The sequence below is a fragment of the Trichormus sp. NMC-1 genome, assembly GCF_001858025.1.
Taxonomy (GTDB): domain Bacteria; phylum Cyanobacteriota; class Cyanobacteriia; order Cyanobacteriales; family Nostocaceae; genus Anabaena.
On record NZ_LZQD01000001.1, the window covers coordinates 879,041 to 899,510 of the forward strand.

The window sequence follows — 20,470 nt, forward strand, 5'->3', positions numbered from 1 at the left end:
GCGCCTCTAACGGCAGGCTACCGCCAACACCCATCACCTATTCGCAAAATTACCACGCTTTTGGTACGGTTAAACCGACTCCTTGGAAAGGAATAACCTGTTAGATTGGTTGACATGAATATATAATTGTCAGTTAAATCCAATACAACATAGTTTATTGATTATTCCAGTCACAAATACCGCAATTAATAGTGGTAATCAAGGAGATAAATCGTGAATAACCAGCCAAAACGAGTCTCAGAATTTTTTGATAGTGAGTCCGAAACCAGCAATTTACTATGGCAGTATGTTAAATCATTGACTCCAGAAACAGTTAACCAACTATCTAAACCCACTTCCCCTGAAGTTTTTCAGGTGATGGAACGAAATATTATGGGACTTTTGGGCAACCTGCCTCCTGAACACTTTGGTGTCACTATTACCACCAGTCGGGAAAATTTAGGTCGGCTACTAGCCTCTGCTATGGTTAGCGGTTACTTTTTGCGTAACGCTGAACAAAGAATGAGTTTTGATACAGCTTTGCAAGGAACTGAAATCAATAACAGTGATGTTGCTGACTAAAGTAATTAATTAACGCCAGTTAAATAAATTCTGTACCCAAATTTGTTATCTCAATAGCAGAATTTTATTAATTGGTGTTTTTTTTAATTTAATAAATGTTAAAATTTTGTATTGCAAATTTACTAAAAGTGCAAGCTCGACATAAAGAAAATTAGTTTGTCGAGTTTTTTATTAGTTATTAATTATTGAATTTTACTGAATTCCATGCATGAAATATCTACAGTACCTCATAAAATTATTGGTGTTGCCGTTATTTGGAACAACCAAGAGCAAATTTTAATTGATCGTCGTCTTCCTGGAGGGACAATGGGCGGTTTATGGGAATTTCCTGGGGGCAAAATTGAGATAGGTGAAACTATCCAAGAGTGTATTCAAAGAGAAATTTATGAAGAACTGGGTATAGAAATTAAAGTTGGAGAACATCTGATTACGATTGATCATACTTACAAACATTTGCGAGTTACTTTGACTGTGCATCACTGTTACCATTTAACAGGTGTTCCCCAAGCAATAGAATGTGATGAAATCCGTTGGGTAACATGGGATAAATTAGATCAATTTACTTTTCCTGAAGCAAATGTAGAAATTATTGCAGCACTGAAACAATATAAAGATGGCAATTTTTGAGCCTATTCTGCAAGTAACGATGTATGAACCTTATGCAATTGTTACCCACAATTTTCTACAATAATTAATAAAGACTTTTATAAAAGGTGTAAGTAAAAAAATGTCTAAAACCGTTGCTGACGTGATGAGCAGTGATCCTATTGTCGTTCGTCCGGAAACTCCTTTAAAAGAAGCTATCCGAATCTTGGCAGAAAAACGAATTAGTGGTTTACCTGTGATTGATGATGCTGGTAAATTGGTAGGTATTATATCAGAAACAGACTTAATGTGGCAAGAAACTGGTGTGACTCCACCTGCATACATTATGTTTTTGGATAGTGTGATTTATTTACAAAACCCTGGTGCTTATGAACGAGATTTACATAAGGCTTTGGGACAAACTGTGGGAGAGGTAATGAGCAAAAATCCTGTGACTATTTCTCCTGATAAATCCCTCAAAGAAGCTGCAAAAATAATCCAAGAACATAAAGTTCATCGTCTCCCAGTGCTTGACAGTACGGGTAAAGTTATTGGTATTCTGACTCGTGGAGACATTATTCGCGCTATGGCCGCAGAGTAGAAGATTAGGTGACAGGTGACAGTACCTCATGTACCTCGTTCCCAGTCTCTGACTGGGAATGCCATCAAGAGGTTCTACCTCTAAATAGAAGGCAGAGCCTTCTAAAATTCATTCCCATACAGAGTATGGGAACGAGAGAAAAAGATTCGGGAGAGGAGTTTTACCAATTACCAATTACCAATTACCAATTACCAATTTGACAATTTAGGATAATTAAAAATGAGTATTTCTGCTGAATCTGTGAAAGAATTACTTAGTTCTGAGAATTTAAGCGATCGCTTGCGTGCTGTCAATCAAATTCGGGAACTAGAACCGAAAGCAGCTTTGGAACTAATTAAAATTGGCGTTACTGATAGTAATTCCCGTGTCCGTTACTCGGCTGTCAGTCAGATGGATACATTGGGAACCCAGGATTTAGATTTATCTTTGCATATGTTGCGGGATTTACTTAATGATCCGGAAGCGGATGTCCAAGCAGCAGCAGCAGATTGTTTAGGTGCGCTAAAACTACAAGCTGCTTTTGAAGATTTACAGCAGCTTTACCATACAACCCCAGAATGGCTCGTACAATTTAGTATCATCGCTACATTAGGAGAGTTGGGTGATCCTCGTAGCTTTGAACTCCTCAAAGAAGCACTTTCCTCAGATAATGGGTTAATTCAAACTGCTGCTATTAGTTCCCTTGGTGAATTGGGAGATGTAGAAGCAGTTTCCCTCTTAGTTCCTTATGTGACTAATTCAGATTGGCAAGTGCGTTACAGAGTTGTCCAAGCTTTAGCTCGTTTGGGTGGTGCGGAAGCTAAATCTATTTTAGAAACTCTGGTGAATGACGATGTAGAAGCTATTAGTAAAGAAGCGAAAAAAGCTTTGGAATGAATGAAAGGTCAAGATACCCGACTTCTTAAAGAAGTCGGGTATCTTGTTCAAAAAGACCTGGTTGGTAAAATGCTGCACTCCAACCAGATAGAAAATTAAGGTTTTGATATTAGAAACAGTCTTTCAAACTACGCTGTTACAGCTTTGCGACGACGAGCTACGGTCATACCAGCAGCTACTAAACCTAAACCTAACATTGTTGTGGGTTCGGGAGTAGACTTAGCTGTGAAGGCAGCACCAGAGAAGGTCAAACCACTACCCGAAGCACTAGTTAATGTTTCACCATTGTTAAGAAGAGTATTTACAGCGAGAACCGTCGTATTATTTTTTTGGAAAGTTATGTTTCCTGCTCCCTTAGATATCTCCCCAGTAGCACTAGTAAAGAAACCCCACAGTTCAACGTTTATACTAACGTTAGCACCGCTTTGTTCCACCTTATAATCAGAAGATTTTAGAGTAAAGGTATTCAGGCTATCTGTTAAAGAAGCAGTACTCTCAGCTGGTAATATAAGGCCAGGTATAGTAAGGTTTCCGAAGTCTAAAAATGGGTTATCAGCAGTATCACCACTGAAGGAGATGATATTACCTATGTTAGCTGAATTGAAACTCGAAAAGTTGCCGCTCTGAGAGGCAATAGCAACTGGGGTAATTGGCTGAGGCTCAAAGTAGAGAGCATCTTTTGTCAACTTAACTGTACTGCTCGCAAATGGATTAACTGTTGTACCACCATTGAAGCTAAAATCACCTACAAGTGCAGCAGCTTGAGCAGAACCAGCGGAGGTAAATAAACCAGCCGCAGCAATAGGTAATACAGCAGCAGCGCCTAAAAGTTGAGATTTGAAGTTAAACATTGTAATCTAAGGCTCCTATCAAAAATTTACTTACAAAACCGAACATATTTTTTACCGCACAGCAATCCTGAAATTATTTAACAGTTCAGGAAATACCCTTAAGCCCTAAGTGGGAATCATCTTTAATGTAGAAAGTAGAGTGGGATTGCTGTCTTGAATAACACATTAAGTAGTGTTACCGCTTTTTTTGTTCATCTTGCATTCCCTACACTGTGATAATTACATAATTACTTAGAGTATGCAAGATATACTGAAGCATCTTGATAGAATCTTCATTATTAGTCTGGGTGTTTTTGCTTCCTGAGCCTAAGTTATAAGTGTGTAATTTTATGGTAATGTCCTTGCATCTTGGGAGTTTCAAGTCAGTAGAGAGAACCTATCACTGATTGACATTTTTTCAGCCAACAGTTGCTATTACACATTGCCAGAAGAAAAATAAAAAAGGATAGAAGGCTTATTGTATTTGCTTTCTATCCTTTTATTAGGTTTTAGTTATTGCTGCTGTACCGTACTAGCTTGCCTATTTTATAAACCTATGATTTTTGTATGAACTTATGATGAAGATGTATTCCTTGGCAGCAGGAGTACGGAACTAAATTCTAACCACCGTATACCTGAGGCCATGTTGTCCACACAAAAACTATCACTGCACTAACAGCGAGAATACCTTGAATTAAATTCCCTACCAGCGTTCCTACTGTAATTCCTATCCCAGCTTTCACCGCAAGTCCTAAGTCACGACAGTAAATATACTCACCAATAATTGCACCTAAAAGTGGTCCCAGTAGAATTCCTAATAATGGACCGCCAAAGGGTAACGCTGGTAATAATCCGAAAAATCCCAGTAACAATCCCACCACAGCGCCAATTTGCCCCCATTTACTAGCGCCGGCTTGTTTTGCTCCCAAGTAACCAGCTAAGAAGTCTACTCCCATACTCAAAAGTAGAACAATAATTGTGACTATCAGGGGAATTTTAATCGCTGCAAAGGAACTGCTGACAATTCCCCAAATAATAATGGCAATTAAAATCAAGCTGCTTCCAGGGATAGCGGGAACTACAGCACCAATAATACCTACAACCATGACGGCTACTAGCAGCCAGTAAATAATTTGCATAATTTGTAATTGCGCGTAGTCAGGACTTTAGTCCTTATTTTCTCAGCACTAAAGTGCTTACTACAAAACCTGAAAACTAACTACTCCCGAAGTGTAACAGCTAATTTATCGGCAATACCCGCAATCCATTTCTCATCTTGCTTTGTATAACTACGGGGAGCATTTGCACCTAAAATCAATACACCTTGAGCGCCGATAGGTTGACAAATTACACCTTGTGTGTTTTCTGGTAAATAATCAAATTCTATTTTGCCTGGATAGACATACAAAGCAACTAAATAAATTGGCTTTTGTGTTTCCAGGACTCTTTTTAAGATAGCTCCTGGTATAACTTCAGATTTAGGAGCCAGAATACCGCGACGTAACAGAACTTTACCTTGATAGTAAACGATGAGCGATCGCGTCACTGTATTAGTTAATAATAAATGCGATGCCCAAGCTAGTTCTGTTTTCACGGTTTCTGGTAAATCTGCCGCTAAGAAAAAACCTTCTTCTCCAATCAGTTCTACTGTATCAGGTGTACGAGGCTGTACCTGTTGCCAAATTAAACCCGTTAAAATTAACACCGCACTCAGAATCACCCCCAGCACATCACCACGCGCTTGGGAATTAGTGAGTTCTGGTGTCAAAAACCGATTAATCAACAAAAGTACAGCGCCTAAACCCCCAACGACTAGGGGTAAACGCCGCAAAACTCGATTGGGATCAGATTTAGTCATTAGTCATTAGTCATTGGTCATTAGTCATTAGCCATTGGGGAAGAATATTTATTTTTCCCCCTGCCCCCTGCCCCCTGCCCTAGTTGATCCCGCTACAGTTTTGATTGGAGAAGTAGGGTTAGGTGGACAAGTGCGATCAGTGTCCCAAATGGAATTGCGGTTAAAAGAAGCAGCCAAATTAGGCTTTAAAAGAGCGATCGTTCCCAAAGGAACAAAATTCCCCGATTTGAATATCGAGATTTTGCCAGTATCCAAAGTAATAGATGCGATCATCGCCGCTATCCCCCATCAGGAACTGACAGAAGAAGATTTAGAACCAGATGAAGAGGATGAGTAACCGCAGATGCACTCCCAGCGATCACAATGGATCAGACATGATAAATTATACAAAATAATGATGAGTATAAAACCTTGTGTGTAACAGCTTACCATCGGCCGCAGGAAAGACGGTTTACCATTCAGTATATTCTTATGCCTGATGATGACCGTCGTTCCATTCTACCCAAGCCCAAAGACAGACCTTAAGAAGATCCCTGCTTTTCTCTGTCACCTGTCACCTGTCACCTTCTTCACTCTTCTCCTGCTTCCAGTATGCGTTGAAAGAGATAACCAGTACCTCTGGCTGTGAGAATCAATTCTGGGTTACTGGGATCATCTTCCAATTTTGCCCGCAACCGGGAGATATGCACATCTACCACGCGAGTATCTACGTGACGTTCGGGTGTGTATCCCCAAACTTCTTGCAAAATTTCTGAACGGGAAAAAGCTTCTCCAGAGCGACTTACTAACAACTCTAATAAGCTAAATTCCATACCAGTCAAGCGAATGCGCTCGTCACCTTTGTAGACTTGGCGTTTATTGGTATCAATTCTGATATTCCCAACATGAATTACCCCAGAACTGGGAATACCAGTGGCACCGGTTTTGTCTACCCGTCGCAACACTGAACGAATTCGCGCTTCTAGCTCTTTAGGGGAGAATGGTTTAACTACATAGTCATCAGCACCTAATTCCAATCCCGTGATCCGATCGGCTACATCTCCCAAAGCTGTTAGCATGATAATGGGGACATCTGATTCCTTACGTAATTCTTGACAAACACCATAGCCATCCAGCTTTGGCATCATCACGTCCAATACTACTAAGTCTGGTTCAGTTTTGCGAAAAGTTTCTAAAGCTTCTTCACCGTCGCCAGCAGTTACTACATCGTAGCCAATCATGGAAAGGCGCGTTTCCAAAATCCGGCGAATGCTGGCTTCGTCGTCTACTACCAGGATTTTTTCTTTATGACTTTCCAAGTTTCCCTAGGCTCCCTAACTAAAATCTTACATGATGAATTTTTAATACCATAATATTAAGATATCATTCCATCAACTGATTAAAAAAAAGCCGTAACTACTACTATGATTGAACTTCTGTTTTTTATAAAACTTAAGGAACAATTAAGATTTTTTAAGAAAAATTAAGCATGGCAAAGCCAAAAACCATTTTCATTTGCAGTAATTGTGCATCAGAGTTCTCCCAATGGTTTGGAAAGTGTTCTAATTGTGACACTTATGACTCTTTGATAGAACAAAATGCCAGCCCTTTTGGGGTAGATGTACCTAATCGGGGGGGAGTTGGTAATTGGCACGCTGCTCAAACTCATGCTAAATCTACTAACAAATCAGCTAAACCAGCTAAAGCAAGAGCCTCGCTGACTTTCGATCAAATTAGCGATCGCCAAATTGCTCGTTGGGAATCTGGTTATGGAGAATTAGATCGGGTACTGGGTGGTGGGGTTGTCCCTGGTTCGATGGTGCTTATTGGCGGTGATCCAGGAATTGGTAAATCGACTCTGTTATTACAAGTATCCAATCAATTGGCGCAAAAATACCGCATCCTCTACGTCACTGGGGAAGAATCAGGACAGCAAGTAAAATTACGTGCTTCGCGTTTGGGAATGTCAAAACCCTTAACTGTAATTACTGAGGAAAAGCAAAGTGAAGAAACAGGGGAAACAGAAACTAAAGATTTAAAGGAAATTACTGAAGTAGAAATCGATCCCGACAGTATTGGTGCAGACTTATATGTCTTACCAGAAACGGATTTAGAAGAAATATTGCGGGAAATAGACTCTCTCAAACCGAATGTGGCAGTGATTGATAGTATCCAAACTGTATTTTTTCCAGCTTTGACATCTGCACCAGGTTCAGTGGCACAGGTAAGGGAATGTACCGCAGCCTTGATGAAAGTGGCAAAACATGAAGATGTCACCATGTTAATTGTCGGACACGTCACCAAAGAAGGCGCGATCGCAGGGCCAAAAGTTTTAGAACATTTAGTTGATACAGTATTGTATTTTGAAGGCGATCGCTTTGCCTCCCACCGATTATTAAGAACAGTAAAAAATCGTTTCGGAGCAACACACGAAATTGGTATATTTGAAATGGTATCTGAAGGATTAAGAGAAGTAGCCAATCCTTCCGAGCTATTTTTAGGCAATCGTGATGACCCCGCACCTGGTACAGCCATAGTCGTAGCTTGCGAAGGAACGCGGCCGATAGTTGTAGAATTACAAGCTTTAGTCAGTCCTACTAGTTACCCTTCTCCCCGTCGGGCTGGAACCGGCGTAGATTATAACCGCTTAGTGCAAATTCTCGCCGTACTTGAAAAGCGAGTAGGAATACCAATGTCGAAATTAGATTCTTATGTAGCATCTGCTGGGGGTTTGAATGTAGAAGAACCGGCAGTAGACTTAGGAATAGCGATCGCTATTGTTGCTAGTTTCCGAGACAGAATAGTTGATCCCGCTACAGTTTTGATTGGAGAAGTAGGGTTAGGTGGACAAGTGCGATCAGTGTCCCAAATGGAATTGCGGTTAAAAGAAGCAGCCAAATTAGGCTTTAAAAGAGCGATCGTTCCCAAAGGAACAAAATTCCCCGATTTGAATATCGAGATTTTGCCAGTATCCAAAGTAATAGATGCGATCATCGCCGCTATCCCCCATCAGGAACTGACAGAAGAAGATTTAGAACCAGATGAAGAGGATGAGTAACCGCAGATGCACTCCCAGCGATCACAATGGATCAGACATGATAAATTATACAAAATAATGATGAGTATAAAACCTTGTGTGTAACAGCTTACCATCGGCCGCAGGAAAGACGGTTTACCATTCAGTATATTCTTATGCCTGATGATGACCGTCGTTCCATTCTACCCAAGCCCAAAGACAGACCTTAAGAAGAAATAAATCAGCAGCTTAGGGGGTTGGTGTTGTTGTTGGTGTAGCAGTTGGTGTTGGTGTAGCAGTTGGTGTTGGTGTATCAGTTGGTGTTGGTGTAGCAGTTGGTGTTGGTGTAGCAGTTGGTGTTGGTGTAGCAGTTGGTGTTGGTGTAGCAGTTGGTGTTGGTGTAGCAGTTGGTGTTGGTGTAGCAGTTGGTGTTGGTGTAGCAGTTGGTGTTGGTGTAGCAGTTGGTGTTGGTGTAGCAGTTGGTGTTGGTGTAGCAGTTGGTGTTGGTGTAGCAGTTGGTTTAACTGTTGGTCTAATCAACGTCCACCAGTTTTGCGGGTAGATATTCGTAATCCTCAACAGGATACTGGTTTAGATGATTGTGAGCGGATGAGCCGTGCTTTAGAAGCCGAATTAGATGTGGCCGAGATCATTCCAGATGCTTATATGTTAGAAGTATCCAGCCCTGGTATTTCGCGGGAACTGGTAACTGACAGGGAATTTATTTCCTTTAAGGGATTTCCTGTAGTTATCTCCACTTCTCCACCCCACAACGGACAACAAGAGTGGATTGGTCACTTAATTCGCCGAGATGAAACAACAGTTTACTTAAACCAAAAAGGTCGTGTAATTGGAATTCCCCGTTCCCTAATTACCAGGGTTTAACTGTTGGTTTAGCAGTCGGTTTAACTGTTGGTGTTGTTGGTAGGCCGATAACTGTCTTAGCCTCTTCATTCAACTTTTGACGAAGTGCTAAATCAGCAATACCAGTTTCCGTTAATTGATTTTTTTTCTGATACTCCTTCACTAATTCTTCCAGCCGAGTGCTGTAAAATTGATCGCGGGTCAGAAGAGGATTAGGCTTCAGCACAGCATTCAAATTCCCTTGAAGAATTTGCACAATGTTAGCTGCAAAAGCCTGGGTTTGTGGGCCTGCTTTACCATCAACATTTAACTTGTAACCTTTTTGAAACTCGCTAATTGCTTTTTTAGTTTCCTCATCGGTCAATGAATCATTTGTTACTTTGACCTTATAGCCCAAGCCACGCAATACAGCCCGAAATTCCTGCGGCTTGTAATTACGCTGAAGGACAGCAAACGCTGTACCTGAAATCACAGTGCTAACTGTTAAGACACAGATAACAGCAATAGTTGCCTTTGATTTTCCCAAATCACACCACATTTTCATAACTCCTTTGGATGAAATCAGCAAAATAGAAATACTAACAGAAGTATCTTAAGTTTCTATAAGCTGTTATTTTTCAAATATTCATGAATTTTGATTAATTAGAATCTGATTGATTATGAACAACTATGAATCAATTTTTGTTTGACATCTATCAATAGTCGGATATTTTATTGGCAGCGCTAAAAAAATAAAGATCGTGAGTTGTCTATACTTAGTAAATATAAATGCGTAAATTAAAATCCCCCAAGCAACGGAATCTATGGTTTGAAAGGTTAATGGCAATTACTGCCACGGTTAACTTAGGTTTAGTTTTGTTTGATTTAAGTTACGTACAATGGAGGGATTTCTATTACCGAAGAATTCCCCAAATTACTCAGATTTATGACCCTATTAAAGGTATTGAACCCCATCGAGACACAAAAAAATATCTGGAAACAGTAGCTGTATTAGAAAAACAGATCAGCCAAACTGGGCTAAACTCACCTGAGGTAAAAATCCAGCTAGAGGAAATAACCCGTCTTAGCAGGGAGATGATTGATAGTAATCCCTTTTTGGGTGCAGGTAAGAGTGGATCTCTGGAAAAAATTAAAAACCGGATGCGGGAACGTATCGGCCAGGAATCTGCAAAACGAGCCTTTGCTACTTTTTGGAGTCCGGGGTATTTATCTAAAAATGGTTGGATTCAAGAAATTAGTTTTTTCAACCAGCAAATTCGCCCTTCAATGGCTACTAATTATTACCGTAAAATTGAGGAAAATGGGGATTTTTCAGATGCTTTTTGGTTAATTGATTTACCGTTTGTAGTAATATTTGGCTTGGAATTGCTAGGACGTACTTTTTATATCAAGCGTCAAAATCCGCATTTAAGCCTGTTAGAAGCGATTTTGTGGCGTTGGTACGATTTATTTTTACTAATTCCTGTTTGGCGCTGGTTGCGAGTTTTACCAGTAATAATTCGTCTAGATCAAGCCCAGTTAATTGATCTACATTTAGTGAGGCGACAAATCCATCAAGGTATAGTGGCCAATTTTGCTGAAGAAATCACAGAAATAGTGGTGGTACGAGTAATAAATCAAGTCCAGGGTTCAATTCAGCGGGGTGATCTTACTCGGTGGCTTTTGCAGCCAGAAAAAGAGCGTGCCTACATAGATATTAATAATATAAATGAAGTGGAAGCGATCGCTGGACTTTTGGTACAAACCATCGTCAATCAAGTATTACCCAAAATTCAGCCAGAAATTAATGCCATTTTGCGTCACAACATCGAAACCGCTTTCCAGCAAGTACCGCTTTATCGTAATCTGCTGATGCTGCCAGGAGTCACACAGGCACAAACCCAGCTAAGTGAGCAACTAGCAACTCAGATCACCACTAATCTATATATAGCCTTAGTTAGTGCCATTAAAGATCCAGTAGCATCCAAACTTTCAAGTCAGTTAATAGAAAAATTTACTACTGTTCTTGGCTCTGAAATCAAGGAAAAACACGTACTCAGAGAAATGCAAAGTTTACTTAATGACTTTTTAGAGGAAGTCAAAATTAACTACGTTCAACGCTTATCCCAAGAAGATATTGACCAAATTATCGAGCAAACACGACAAATGCGATGCCTGCGGCCTTAGCCTTGCGATCGCCAGCATCTGTTCAGACAACTGATAACTGATAACTGAAAAAAATACGCTACACTCATGTTAGGGGCGAACCAACATTGGTTCGTCACAAGACTTCTTGGAAGATATCCCTATCGCAGGAAGTGGGTCGAAGCCCACTTTTTTTATTGAATTCTCGCATGACTCATCCCTTAGTACCACAAATTATTGACCTGGCCACACCAGTAGCAGAAGAACTCGGATTGGAAATTGTAGGCGTAGTTTTTCACACTAATCAACGTCCACCAGTTTTGCGGGTAGATATTCGTAATCCTCAACAGGATACTGGTTTAGATGATTGTGAGCGGATGAGCCGTGCTTTAGAAGCCGAATTAGATGTGGCCGAGATCATTCCAGATGCTTATATGTTAGAAGTATCCAGCCCTGGTATTTCGCGGGAACTGGTAACTGACAGGGAATTTATTTCCTTTAAGGGATTTCCTGTAGTTATCTCCACTTCTCCACCCCACAACGGACAACAAGAGTGGATTGGTCACTTAATTCGCCGAGATGAAACAACAGTTTACTTAAACCAAAAAGGTCGTGTAATTGGAATTCCCCGTTCCCTAATTACCAGGGTGCAGATTGATGAGCGTGAGTAATCAATTTTAGATTTTAGCTTAGGGGTTTTAGATAAAAATGTAAGAGGATATTTTAAAAGTTATTGGTGATGTATCAAATACTTTTAACTTCCCTGAAATCCTTTTAAAAAGGGTGATAAGGAGAAGATTATTACCCCTTGATAAAAGGGGGTTTACTGGGATATTGATACAACTTAATACTGTATAAACATCCTTGTAAAAAGCAAAATCTAAAATCCAAAATTGTCCTGGTTACTTACATGAAAATTAAGGAGCTTGCTTATGTCAATGGTCACTTTACCTGGATTAAAAGATTTAATTGAAAAAATTAGCCAAGATCGAAATTTACCTCGTTTGGCAGTTCAATCAGCTATTAGAGAAGCACTACTTAAAGGTTATGAACGCTATCGTCGCGCCCAAAATTTAGAGCGCAAACAATTCGATGAAGACTATTTTGATAATTTTGAAGTAGAACTTGATATTGATGGAGAAGGATTTCGCGTTCTTTCTACTAAAACCATCGTTGAAGCAGTTAACAACTCCGACCATCAAATTTCCCTAGAAGAAGTACAACAAGTAGCTCCAGAAGCTCAATCAGGAGACTCAGTTGTACTGGATGTCACCCCAGACCAAGGAGAATTTGGGCGCATGGCAGCCATGCAAACCAAGCAAGTATTGGCACAAAAATTGCGAGATCAACAGCGCCAAATGGTGCAAGAAGAGTTCCAAGATTTGGAAGGAACCGTTTTGCAAGCCAGAGTGCTGCGGTTTGAGCGCCAATCTGTAATTTTGGCAGTGGCCAGTGGTTTTGGTCAGCCAGAAGTAGAAGCTGAATTACCAAAGCGGGAACAATTACCTAACGATAATTATCGGGCGAATGCCACATTTAAGGTATACCTCAAAAAAGTTTCCCAAGGTCAGCAACGTGGCCCACAGTTGTTAGTGTCGCGTGCCGATGCGGGTTTGGTAGTTTATTTATTTGCCAACGAAGTACCGGAAATTGAAGATGAAGTAGTTAGAATTGTGGCCGTAGCGAGAGAAGCTAATCCTCCTTCCCGTTACGTAGGTCCTCGGACTAAAATTGCAGTAGATACCCTAGATCGTGATGTAGACCCAGTTGGGGCTTGTATTGGCGCTAGGGGATCACGAATTCAAGTTGTAGTCAATGAATTGCGGGGGGAAAAAATAGATGTAATTCGCTGGTCTCCTGACCCAGCTACCTACATCGCCAACGCCTTAAGTCCAGCCAGAGTCGATGAAGTACGGCTGATGGACCCAGAAACACGCCAAACCCACGTACTGGTAGCTGAAGATCAACTGAGTTTAGCTATTGGTAAAGAAGGACAAAATGTCCGATTAGCTGCCCGCTTGACCGGTTGGAAAATCGATATTAAAGATAAAGCTAAATATGACGATGTAGCAGAGGATGCTAAATTTATGGCTGTCAGGGCAAAATATCAACCGGAGGATGATGAAAATGATATGGAGGAACTAGAGGATGAAAATAAATACGAATTAGAATTAGAGGAACATAATTTTAATACCAGAGAGGAAGATTAATCCCATAGCAGTTACCAGATAGGTGAAGACAAGAAAAGCATTTGTCAGGTGTCAAGATAGACAAAAGTTCATCTTTAACAACCACAAACAGCTGACCTGACGGAATATAAACCCGATGAAACCAAATTATCGGCGTTGTATTAGTTGTCGCCGAGTAGGATTAAAAGAAGAGTTTTGGCGGATAGTCCGCGTCTTTCCATCTGGAAAGGTACAATTAGATCAGGGCATGGGGCGTTCTGCCTATATTTGTCCCCAAACTGGCTGCCTACAAGCGGCTCAGAAGAAAAATAGATTAGGGCGATCGCTACATGGAACAGTGCCAGAAACACTGTATCAAACATTGTGGCAGCGTCTAACCGAAAACAATACCCAAAATCAAATTTAATTGGAACAACTTGACAACGGTAATCCAAGCGAGCAATTGTGATGAAAGCCGAACAATTCGCACTCTCATCACACCCTCTGGTATCGTTGGGGTTAGTGCCAAAATAGTAAATGGGTGTAAAAGGCCAGCGGCTCTCCAAAATTAGAGAGGGACGACGAAGCAATACTCCCAACAAGTTTTACTTGATTGTGTTGTGGAAGACTCAGAATCAGCAAAACAAGAACCATTAGCATGGCGACCTGGTAGCGCTAAAGCGCAGTTCGGCATCGAGGGTTTCCACAAGAGTTTTTTGAAAAAAAAATTTTTGTGGATGCCCATCAACCACCACTCCAGGTGGGGATGCCAGCAATAAACCGAAACATCTCTCTTTCCTAATTGGAGGCACCGGCAACATCACCAAGGGCAACCTAAAAAACAGTGATCAAAGGATGGAGATGTCACAAACCAGGCAACCATCCGCTAAAACTGTAAATTAAAGGGGAAAGAGTGGATGAACAACGGCAAAGTTAGAATCTACGAATTATCAAAGGAATTGAATTTGGATAACAAAGAGCTATTAGCAATTTGCGACCAGCTCAACATCGCGGTCAAAAGCCATAGCAGCACGATTTCAGAATCTGAGGCTGAACAGATTCGCACAGCTGCGGAAAAACTGGCAACAACGAGTGTCACGCCGAAAAAGGAACAAGGTACAAACAGCCATAAACCAAATTCACCCCAACCTGGCGGACGTAACCGACCTGCTGCATCACATAAACAGCAAATTTTGGAAATTCGCAAACCCAAAATATTGAGAAACACTACCTCCAACGCCCCAGAGGCGTCAGTTGCTAACAATACCCAAGTTGCTTCGTCTGAAGTCAATTCTCCCTCACCTCCACGGCCTTTCGCTACACCAGTCTCACCCATGAAGCCGACGGCACCAACTCGACCCGTACCCCGGAATCAATCGGAGACTCCGCAGAAACCTAGTATCGCGGAACCGGATCAGACACCTAATCCAAATCCGGTACCGGAAAAAATAGCAGCGGAAAAACCAGAAAAAGTAGTTTCCCCCAGACAAAAACCAGAGAAAGCCCCAAAACCACAACTAGTAGGTCCACCGGCAAGACCTTTGGAGGAAGCTGAGTCTGCTAGTGAGCAGCTATCTCAGGGAGAAAAACCGATCCTAAAACGGGATCGAGACCAACCTAAGCCAAAAGTTGGTAAGCCAACCACAGACCAAGCCCCACAAGCACCACAAAGGCAGACCCGTTCAAGTCCATCACCGCTAAAACCGGAGCATAGGGCAAGTAGACCATCTGCACCGGGAACATCAACGGATGTGCAACGACCAAGACCAGCACGTCCTGGTGAATCACCTGTAGCGCCGACTGCCACTCCACCAAGACACATGGTAGGAGCAGGGGCGAAGAAAGAAGGGTTAGATGACGCGCCAATCGCACCTGATCTCCTCGATTTAAAACGCCCAACACCACCTCGCCTAGCTAAAGGTGGGAAAAAGTGGCAGGAAGAGGAAATAATTGACGAGATTAAAGAGAAGGCTAAGATTGGGCCTAAAGGCAAGCGAGTCAAGCCCATCCTCGATGATGATTTTGAAGAAGACGACTTACTGGATGAAGAGGGTCTGGAAATTCCAGCAACCGTCCAGGTCAGCCTTTCCATAGCTCGTCCTCCTAAGCCCAAGTCTACTCGACCGACACAGCAACCAACATTAGTTGCTGCCGCACCAACTACGAGAAATAAAAAATCTGGTTCTCACCGCGACCAAAACCGTCGTCAACAAGAAGTAGAGGTCAAACGCGATCGCCCAGAAAAACTGGTCGTCACAGGACCGCTGACAGTACAAGAGTTGGCTGAGGGCTTGGCTGTTGCCGATACAGAGATTGTGAAAATCCTGTTTATGAAGGGCATGGCCGTAAGTATCACCCAAAATCTGGATATTCCGACAATTACTCTGGTAGCCAAAGAACTAGAAGTAGAAGTCGAAATCGCCGAACCAGAAGCCGAAGCCCGGAAGGTCACAGAAATGATCGACGTGGCAGACCTGGAACACTTGATTCGCCGTCCGCCAGTAGTGACGATTATGGGTCACGTAGACCACGGTAAAACCACCCTACTCGACTCAATTCGCAAAACCAAGGTCGCGGCTGGTGAAGCAGGCGGTATTACACAGCACATTGGTGCATACCATGTGGATGTGGAACATGAGGGCAAACCACAACAAATCGTCTTTCTAGATACTCCTGGACACGAAGCTTTCACAGCTATGCGAGCCAGAGGAGCGCGGGTGACAGACATTGCTGTACTGGTAGTTGCTGCCGATGATGGTGTTCGTCCCCAAACTATTGAAGCTATTAGCCATGCTCAAGCAGCGGGAGTTCCCATGGTTGTAGCAATCAACAAGATTGACAAGGAAGGCGCACAGCCAGAGCGCGTCAAACAAGAACTCACCAATTATGGTCTGACAGCAGAAGACTGGGGCGGTGAGACAATCATGGTTCCCGTCAGCGCTATCAAGGGCGAAAATCTGGATACCCTGCTGGAAATGATCTTGCTGGTAGCTGAGGTAGGAGAACTATCTGCTAACCCAGATCGTGTGGCTAAGGGAACAGTAATTGAGGCTCATTTGGATAAAGCCAAGGGTGCAGTTGCTACCCTGCTGATTCAGAACGGGACTCTCCACGTTGGCGATATGTTGGTAGCTGGCTCGGCATTTGGTAAAGTCCGGGCAATGGTTAATGACAGAGGCAAACGTGTAGAAATTGCTAGTCCTTCCTTTGCTGTTGAGGTACTGGGTTTAAGTGATGTCCCAGCGGCTGGGGATGACTTCGAGGTCTTCCAGAACGAAAAAGAAGCACGAGCCTTAGCAAGCGATCGCGCCGACAAACAACGCCAATCTCGCTTGTTACAGGGACGTGTAACCCTCACAACTTTATCGGCTCAAGCACAAGAAGGCGAGTTGAAAGAACTCAACTTGATCCTGAAGGGAGATGTTCAAGGTTCCGTAGAAGCCATTATCGGCTCTCTCAAGCAAATTCCACAAAACGAAGTCCAAATTCGGATGCTGTTGGCTACTGCGGGCGAAATCACAGAAACAGATATCGACTTAGCTGCTGCTAGTAACGCCGTCATCATTGGCTTCAACACCACCTACGCCAGTGGCGCTAGACAAGCCGCTGATGAAGCAGGTGTGGATGTGCGGGAATACAACATCATCTACAAACTCTTGGAAGATATCCAAGGGGCCCTTGAAGGTCTTCTCGAACCAGAGTTGGTGGAAGAATCCTTGGGACAAGCAGAAGTACGTGCCGTCATCCTCATCGGTCGTGGTGCAGTTGCAGGTTGTTATGTTCAATCTGGTAAGGTCGTTCGTAATTCCAAACTGCGAGTACGTCGTGGTAATAAAGTGATCTACGAAGGCGTTCTTGACTCCCTCAAACGGATTAAAGAAGATGCCCGTGAGGTTAACTCTGGTTATGAATGCGGTATCAACATTGATAAATTCCATGACTGGGCTGAAGGTGACATCATCGAAGCTTATCAGATGGTAACCAAGCGTCGTACTTTAACACTCACTAAGTAGTGTTGAGTAGAGAGTGCTGAGTGCTGAGTGAATTCAAGAGTGTTGGGTTGAAGCTATTTTTGGTTCAACACTCAAAAACAGAAAACTCAGCACTCATGACTCATATAAAAAAAACTCACTGTTTAATTAACAACAAGTTATACCAGTTTAGATTTTGGATTTTGGATTTTGGATTTTGCAAGAGTTGCTACATCAGCTTTTGCTGCTTCCATTGATCTCAATCATTTTTTAAATTGGGATTATTTTTGCAAATTCCTCTGAGTGTAATGCCAGTTTTAGTGACTAATGACACAGAATTTGCTGCTATAGAACCGTTATCTTTAGAAAAGATTAAGTAACAATTTACCACTTTTAGGCTACGCAAGAATCACATCTTGTTTTCTTAGATAGATTTTAGGTTTGGTTTGCACTGTTCATATCTTTCCCCGAATCGATAAAACAAATCATCAATCCCAAATCTCAAATCCAAAACTGTTGGACTCGGAAAGTTCAATCTGTGAGAAGTGAACTGTTAGGATTTATAAAGCGTATGGTGGGGGACTTAAACCCAGTCATGGAACTGATAACTGATAACTGTTAAAAATGAGGAATGAGGGACTATGGCTCAAATTTCAGCTTCTAGCACCGGCCAATTTTCTCGTGATACTCAAATTTGGCACAACCTTAAATATGTAATCTCTGCTACTTCTGGTTTCCAAAGCTGGCAACTAGAGTGTAACGCTCAATTACAGGGTCTGCGCCTAGAACAACAAGTCCAAAAGTATTTACGAGAAACTTTAGAAACTTTAGCTTATTAAAAACACAGTAAATCATTGGAGACTTGTTTGTTGAAACCGCGTGGAGTTAATAAGAACCTATTTCCCACCGCTTCACGCGCAATATTCCCTGAGAAAATTTCACAATAATCAAAAAAATATTTTTTTCATCCTATCCGGTGCAGATAAATCTCCAGTCTCACGGCTGTGGCTAACTTCATACCAGGGAACTCTTAACAGCCTTGAAAGTCTCTCTGTGTCTGAATTTTATAATTTTTGTATAACAATTAACAGGCTGTGCAACTGCCATAACTGAACCATATTGTTTTTTAATAACAATTTCCGCTGATGAAGTGCTGATCATTCGGTATAGTTGGGCATGGGTTTTACAGCTACATATCTGTTGCCTTAAACTGTGTTTAAAGTACCGTAATTAAGCAAATCAGAAAAATAAACATGAAATATAGGGGTTTTCACATCTCTACTCTATCCTTGCCCACAAGTCTCACCGCTTTGCTAGTTATTACAGCTGGTTCTCTGCTAATTCCTAGTCAGGTGAATGCTGGTGCTACCCCAACCTTAACGGCGCAGGTTCCAGTAAATGCAACAGTGATTTATGTTAATCCAGTCAATGGTGCAAATACTGCTGGTGCTGGGACTACGACTGCACCCTACAAAACCATCACCTTCGCCCTTTCTCAAGCTCAACCCGGTGCAATTATTCAACTGGCTCCTGGAAGTTACACCAAAGAGTCTGGAGAAAACTTCCCGCTACTACTCAAACCAGGAGTAACACTGCAAGGGAACGAGTCTACTAAAGGTGAAGGAACATTGATTATCGGCGGTGGTTATTACACAAGTCGTACCTTTGCTAGACAAGATATTACAATTCTTGCTGATAATAACACTACTATTACGGGTGTTGCTATTACCAACCCCAATCAGAGGGGTACTGCTGTGTGGGTAGAGTCGAGTAATCCCACTATTAAAAACAGTACTTTTGCTAACAGCGCCAGAGAGGGGATTTTTGTTACAGGTACAGGAAATCCCAAAATTGAAAATAACGTCTTTGTGAAAAATCAAGGCAATGGGATTTCCATAGCTAAATCTGCCCAAGGATTAATTCGCAATAATTTATTTCAGGATACGGGTTTTGGTTTGGCTATTGGTGGTACTTCCACACCTCTAGTCACAGAAAATAAAATCGTCCAAAACAAAGACGGCATTTTTATCTCAGAATCTGCTCAACCCTCACTGCGTAAAAATGTAATTCAGAATAATACGCGAGATGGAATTGTCGTCACTGTCAATGCTCTCCCCAACCTCGGTACTAATGAGAATCCTGGTAATAATCTCATCCGTGATAACGTTCGTTATGACTTGAACAATTCCACCAAATCGCAAAGGATTCTTGCTGTTGGTAACGACATTAATGAAAAGAAAATTTTTGGTGCAGTAAATTTTGTGGCTGCAATTGTTGAACCACCAGCAGGACAACCCACAGGACAACCCACAGGTCAACCTACTACTTTTAAGGATGTGCCTACAGGTTACTGGGCAAAAGCCTATATAGAAGCTTTGGCTTCCCAAAATATTATTGCAGGCTTCCCAAATGGTAGTTTTAAACCAAATGAGCCTGTAACTCGCGCTCAATTCGCCACCATTATCACTAAAGCTTTAACACCCATCTCTAAACGCCCAGCAATTAATTTCAAGGATGTAAAAAGCAATTTTTGGGCTTATGGGGCAATTCAATCAGCTTATGAAAGTCAATTTGTCTCTGGCTATCCCGATGGTAATTTTAGACCACAACAGGAAATTCCCAGAGTGCAGGCATTAGTTGCTCTCGCTAATGGTTTGAACTTCGTTGCTAAAAATAACACTGTTCTCAGTTTTTACACTGATGCTGCTCAAATCCCCAATTATGCGGCTGGACCAGTTGCTGCGGCTACTCAACGGCAATTAGTGATTAACTATCCCACCGTTAAACAACTTGATCCTAATCGTCAGGCTACCAGAGCAGAAATTGCTGCCTTTGTTTACCAGGCACTCGTCAATGCTGGCAGGGCCCAACCAATTCCCTCTCCCTATTTAGTCACGGCTCAATAGACTGAGTTGGGAAACCAAAAGTGCCAGACTAAAAACCAAATTTTAGTCTGGTGCTGAATATATAGCAGGTGACAGGGAACAGGTGACAGGTGACAGTGCTAAAACTCTTTTGGTGTCTAAGTTTTAGCATT

General features: G+C 41.9%; 18 protein-coding genes and 3 pseudogenes. 15 read left to right on the forward strand and 6 right to left on the reverse strand.

From position 1 onward, the window contains the following. The first annotated feature begins 213 nt into the window (after positions 1–213). From A9Y75_RS03895 to A9Y75_RS03910, 4 genes are all read left to right on the forward strand, one after another. The gene (locus A9Y75_RS03895; protein ID WP_071188240.1) at positions 214–561 is read left to right on the forward strand and encodes a DUF760 domain-containing protein; all 348 of its coding nucleotides are present in this window, start codon (positions 214–216) and stop codon (positions 559–561) included. Positions 562–765: 204 nt separating this feature from the next. After that, positions 766–1,188 (forward strand): 8-oxo-dGTP diphosphatase MutT, encoded by a 423-nt coding sequence (gene mutT / locus A9Y75_RS03900; RefSeq protein ID WP_143046353.1) that lies wholly within the window; start codon positions 766–768, stop codon positions 1,186–1,188. A gap of 100 nt (positions 1,189–1,288) precedes the next feature. Then, positions 1,289–1,747, forward strand: a complete 459-nt coding sequence (locus A9Y75_RS03905; RefSeq protein WP_071188242.1) for a CBS domain-containing protein — start codon at positions 1,289–1,291, stop codon at positions 1,745–1,747. Positions 1,748–1,966: 219 nt separating this feature from the next. Beyond that, positions 1,967–2,623: a phycobilisome degradation protein NblB gene (locus A9Y75_RS03910; protein ID WP_071188243.1), complete on the forward strand. Its 657-nt coding sequence runs from the start codon at positions 1,967–1,969 to the stop codon at positions 2,621–2,623. Between the two features lie 128 nt (positions 2,624–2,751). Here the strand turns inward: A9Y75_RS03910 and A9Y75_RS03915 are convergent, their stop codons facing one another. The 3 genes from A9Y75_RS03915 to A9Y75_RS03925 form a co-directional block, all read right to left on the reverse strand. Continuing rightward, positions 2,752–3,474 carry a PEP-CTERM sorting domain-containing protein gene (locus A9Y75_RS03915; protein ID WP_071188244.1) on the reverse strand — a complete coding sequence of 241 codons (723 nt, stop codon included), beginning with the start codon at positions 3,472–3,474 and terminating at the stop codon, positions 2,752–2,754. 599 nt (positions 3,475–4,073) lie between these two features. After that, positions 4,074–4,592: a DUF456 family protein gene (locus tag A9Y75_RS03920; protein WP_071188245.1), complete on the reverse strand. Its 519-nt coding sequence runs from the start codon at positions 4,590–4,592 to the stop codon at positions 4,074–4,076. 80 nt (positions 4,593–4,672) lie between these two features. Beyond that, complete coding sequence (locus A9Y75_RS03925; protein ID WP_071188246.1) at positions 4,673–5,311, reverse strand: cofactor assembly of complex C subunit B; 639 nt, start codon at positions 5,309–5,311, stop codon at positions 4,673–4,675. Between the two features lie 79 nt (positions 5,312–5,390). Between A9Y75_RS03925 and A9Y75_RS03930 the strand changes: the two are divergent. Next, positions 5,391–5,648: pseudogene (locus A9Y75_RS03930) on the forward strand (DNA repair protein RadA); the annotation flags it as partial. A 232-nt stretch (positions 5,649–5,880) separates the two neighbouring features. Here A9Y75_RS03930 and A9Y75_RS03935 read toward each other — a convergent pair. Further along, positions 5,881–6,609, reverse strand: a complete 729-nt coding sequence (locus A9Y75_RS03935; protein WP_071188248.1) for a response regulator transcription factor — start codon at positions 6,607–6,609, stop codon at positions 5,881–5,883. 170 nt (positions 6,610–6,779) lie between these two features. On the opposite strand from A9Y75_RS03935, the gene radA reads away from it, so the two are divergent. Further along, on the forward strand, positions 6,780–8,348 hold the full coding sequence (gene radA, locus A9Y75_RS03940; protein WP_071188249.1) for a DNA repair protein RadA: 1,569 nt from the start codon (positions 6,780–6,782) through the stop codon (positions 8,346–8,348). Between the two features lie 207 nt (positions 8,349–8,555). Here the strand turns inward: radA and A9Y75_RS26120 are convergent, their stop codons facing one another. Further along, entirely contained in the window at positions 8,556–8,846 is a 291-nt protein-coding gene (locus tag A9Y75_RS26120; protein WP_177176097.1) for a hypothetical protein, read from the reverse strand. Between A9Y75_RS26120 and rimP (A9Y75_RS03945) the strand changes: the two are divergent. Then, positions 8,838–9,191, forward strand: a pseudogene (gene rimP, locus A9Y75_RS03945) (ribosome maturation factor RimP); the annotation flags it as partial. The gene A9Y75_RS26120 and the pseudogene rimP (A9Y75_RS03945) overlap by 9 nt on opposite strands. Here rimP (A9Y75_RS03945) and A9Y75_RS03950 read toward each other — a convergent pair. Further along, positions 9,178–9,708, reverse strand: a complete 531-nt coding sequence (locus A9Y75_RS03950) for a peptidoglycan-binding protein (protein WP_071188250.1) — start codon at positions 9,706–9,708, stop codon at positions 9,178–9,180. The pseudogene rimP (A9Y75_RS03945) and the gene A9Y75_RS03950 sit on opposite strands and share 14 nt — an antisense overlap. A gap of 230 nt (positions 9,709–9,938) precedes the next feature. Between A9Y75_RS03950 and A9Y75_RS03955 the strand changes: the two genes are divergently transcribed. The 8 genes and pseudogenes from A9Y75_RS03955 to A9Y75_RS03985 all read left to right on the forward strand — a co-directional run bounded on the left by A9Y75_RS03955 (position 9,939) and on the right by A9Y75_RS03985 (position 20,339). Beyond that, positions 9,939–11,336: a hypothetical protein gene (locus tag A9Y75_RS03955; protein ID WP_071188251.1), complete on the forward strand. Its 1,398-nt coding sequence runs from the start codon at positions 9,939–9,941 to the stop codon at positions 11,334–11,336. A 167-nt stretch (positions 11,337–11,503) separates the two neighbouring features. Beyond that, the gene (gene rimP / locus A9Y75_RS03960) at positions 11,504–11,965 is read left to right on the forward strand and encodes a ribosome maturation factor RimP (RefSeq protein WP_071188252.1); all 462 of its coding nucleotides are present in this window, start codon (positions 11,504–11,506) and stop codon (positions 11,963–11,965) included. Between the two features lie 261 nt (positions 11,966–12,226). Then, entirely contained in the window at positions 12,227–13,504 is a 1,278-nt protein-coding gene (nusA, locus tag A9Y75_RS03965; RefSeq protein WP_177176098.1) for a transcription termination factor NusA, read from the forward strand. Between the two features lie 115 nt (positions 13,505–13,619). Then, positions 13,620–13,889 (forward strand): YlxR family protein, encoded by a 270-nt coding sequence (locus A9Y75_RS03970; RefSeq protein ID WP_071188254.1) that lies wholly within the window; start codon positions 13,620–13,622, stop codon positions 13,887–13,889. Between the two features lie 490 nt (positions 13,890–14,379). Further along, positions 14,380–17,475 (forward strand): translation initiation factor IF-2, encoded by a 3,096-nt coding sequence (infB, locus tag A9Y75_RS03975; RefSeq protein WP_071188255.1) that lies wholly within the window; start codon positions 14,380–14,382, stop codon positions 17,473–17,475. A gap of 239 nt (positions 17,476–17,714) precedes the next feature. Continuing rightward, a pseudogene (locus A9Y75_RS29305) lies at positions 17,715–17,810 on the forward strand (low-complexity tail membrane protein); the annotation flags it as partial. Between the two features lie 264 nt (positions 17,811–18,074). After that, complete coding sequence (locus A9Y75_RS03980) at positions 18,075–18,272, forward strand: hypothetical protein (RefSeq protein ID WP_071188256.1); 198 nt, start codon at positions 18,075–18,077, stop codon at positions 18,270–18,272. Between the two features lie 414 nt (positions 18,273–18,686). After that, positions 18,687–20,339 carry a DUF1565 domain-containing protein gene (locus tag A9Y75_RS03985; protein WP_071188257.1) on the forward strand — a complete coding sequence of 551 codons (1,653 nt, stop codon included), beginning with the start codon at positions 18,687–18,689 and terminating at the stop codon, positions 20,337–20,339. Positions 20,340–20,470: the final 131 nt, after the last annotated feature.

Bases quoted from the DNA above. Each gene is read 5' to 3' on its own strand.
- mutT (WP_143046353.1), top strand. From the start codon at position 766: ATGCATGAAATATCTACAGTACCTCATAAAATTATTGGTGTTGCCGTT.
- A9Y75_RS03905 (WP_071188242.1), top strand. From the start codon at position 1,289: ATGTCTAAAACCGTTGCTGACGTGATGAGCAGTGATCCTATTGTCGTT.
- A9Y75_RS03910 (WP_071188243.1), top strand. From the start codon at position 1,967: ATGAGTATTTCTGCTGAATCTGTGAAAGAATTACTTAGTTCTGAGAAT.
- A9Y75_RS03915 (WP_071188244.1), bottom strand. From the start codon at position 3,474: ATGTTTAACTTCAAATCTCAACTTTTAGGCGCTGCTGCTGTATTACCT.
- A9Y75_RS03920 (WP_071188245.1), bottom strand. From the start codon at position 4,592: ATGCAAATTATTTACTGGCTGCTAGTAGCCGTCATGGTTGTAGGTATT.
- A9Y75_RS03925 (WP_071188246.1), bottom strand. From the start codon at position 5,311: ATGACTAAATCTGATCCCAATCGAGTTTTGCGGCGTTTACCCCTAGTC.
- radA (WP_071188249.1), top strand. From the start codon at position 6,780: ATGGCAAAGCCAAAAACCATTTTCATTTGCAGTAATTGTGCATCAGAG.
- A9Y75_RS03950 (WP_071188250.1), bottom strand. From the start codon at position 9,708: ATGTGGTGTGATTTGGGAAAATCAAAGGCAACTATTGCTGTTATCTGT.
- A9Y75_RS03955 (WP_071188251.1), top strand. From the start codon at position 9,939: ATGCGTAAATTAAAATCCCCCAAGCAACGGAATCTATGGTTTGAAAGG.
- rimP (WP_071188252.1), top strand. From the start codon at position 11,504: ATGACTCATCCCTTAGTACCACAAATTATTGACCTGGCCACACCAGTA.
- nusA (WP_177176098.1), top strand. From the start codon at position 12,227: ATGTCAATGGTCACTTTACCTGGATTAAAAGATTTAATTGAAAAAATT.
- A9Y75_RS03970 (WP_071188254.1), top strand. From the start codon at position 13,620: ATGAAACCAAATTATCGGCGTTGTATTAGTTGTCGCCGAGTAGGATTA.
- infB (WP_071188255.1), top strand. From the start codon at position 14,380: ATGAACAACGGCAAAGTTAGAATCTACGAATTATCAAAGGAATTGAAT.
- A9Y75_RS03980 (WP_071188256.1), top strand. From the start codon at position 18,075: ATGGCTCAAATTTCAGCTTCTAGCACCGGCCAATTTTCTCGTGATACT.
- A9Y75_RS03985 (WP_071188257.1), top strand. From the start codon at position 18,687: ATGAAATATAGGGGTTTTCACATCTCTACTCTATCCTTGCCCACAAGT.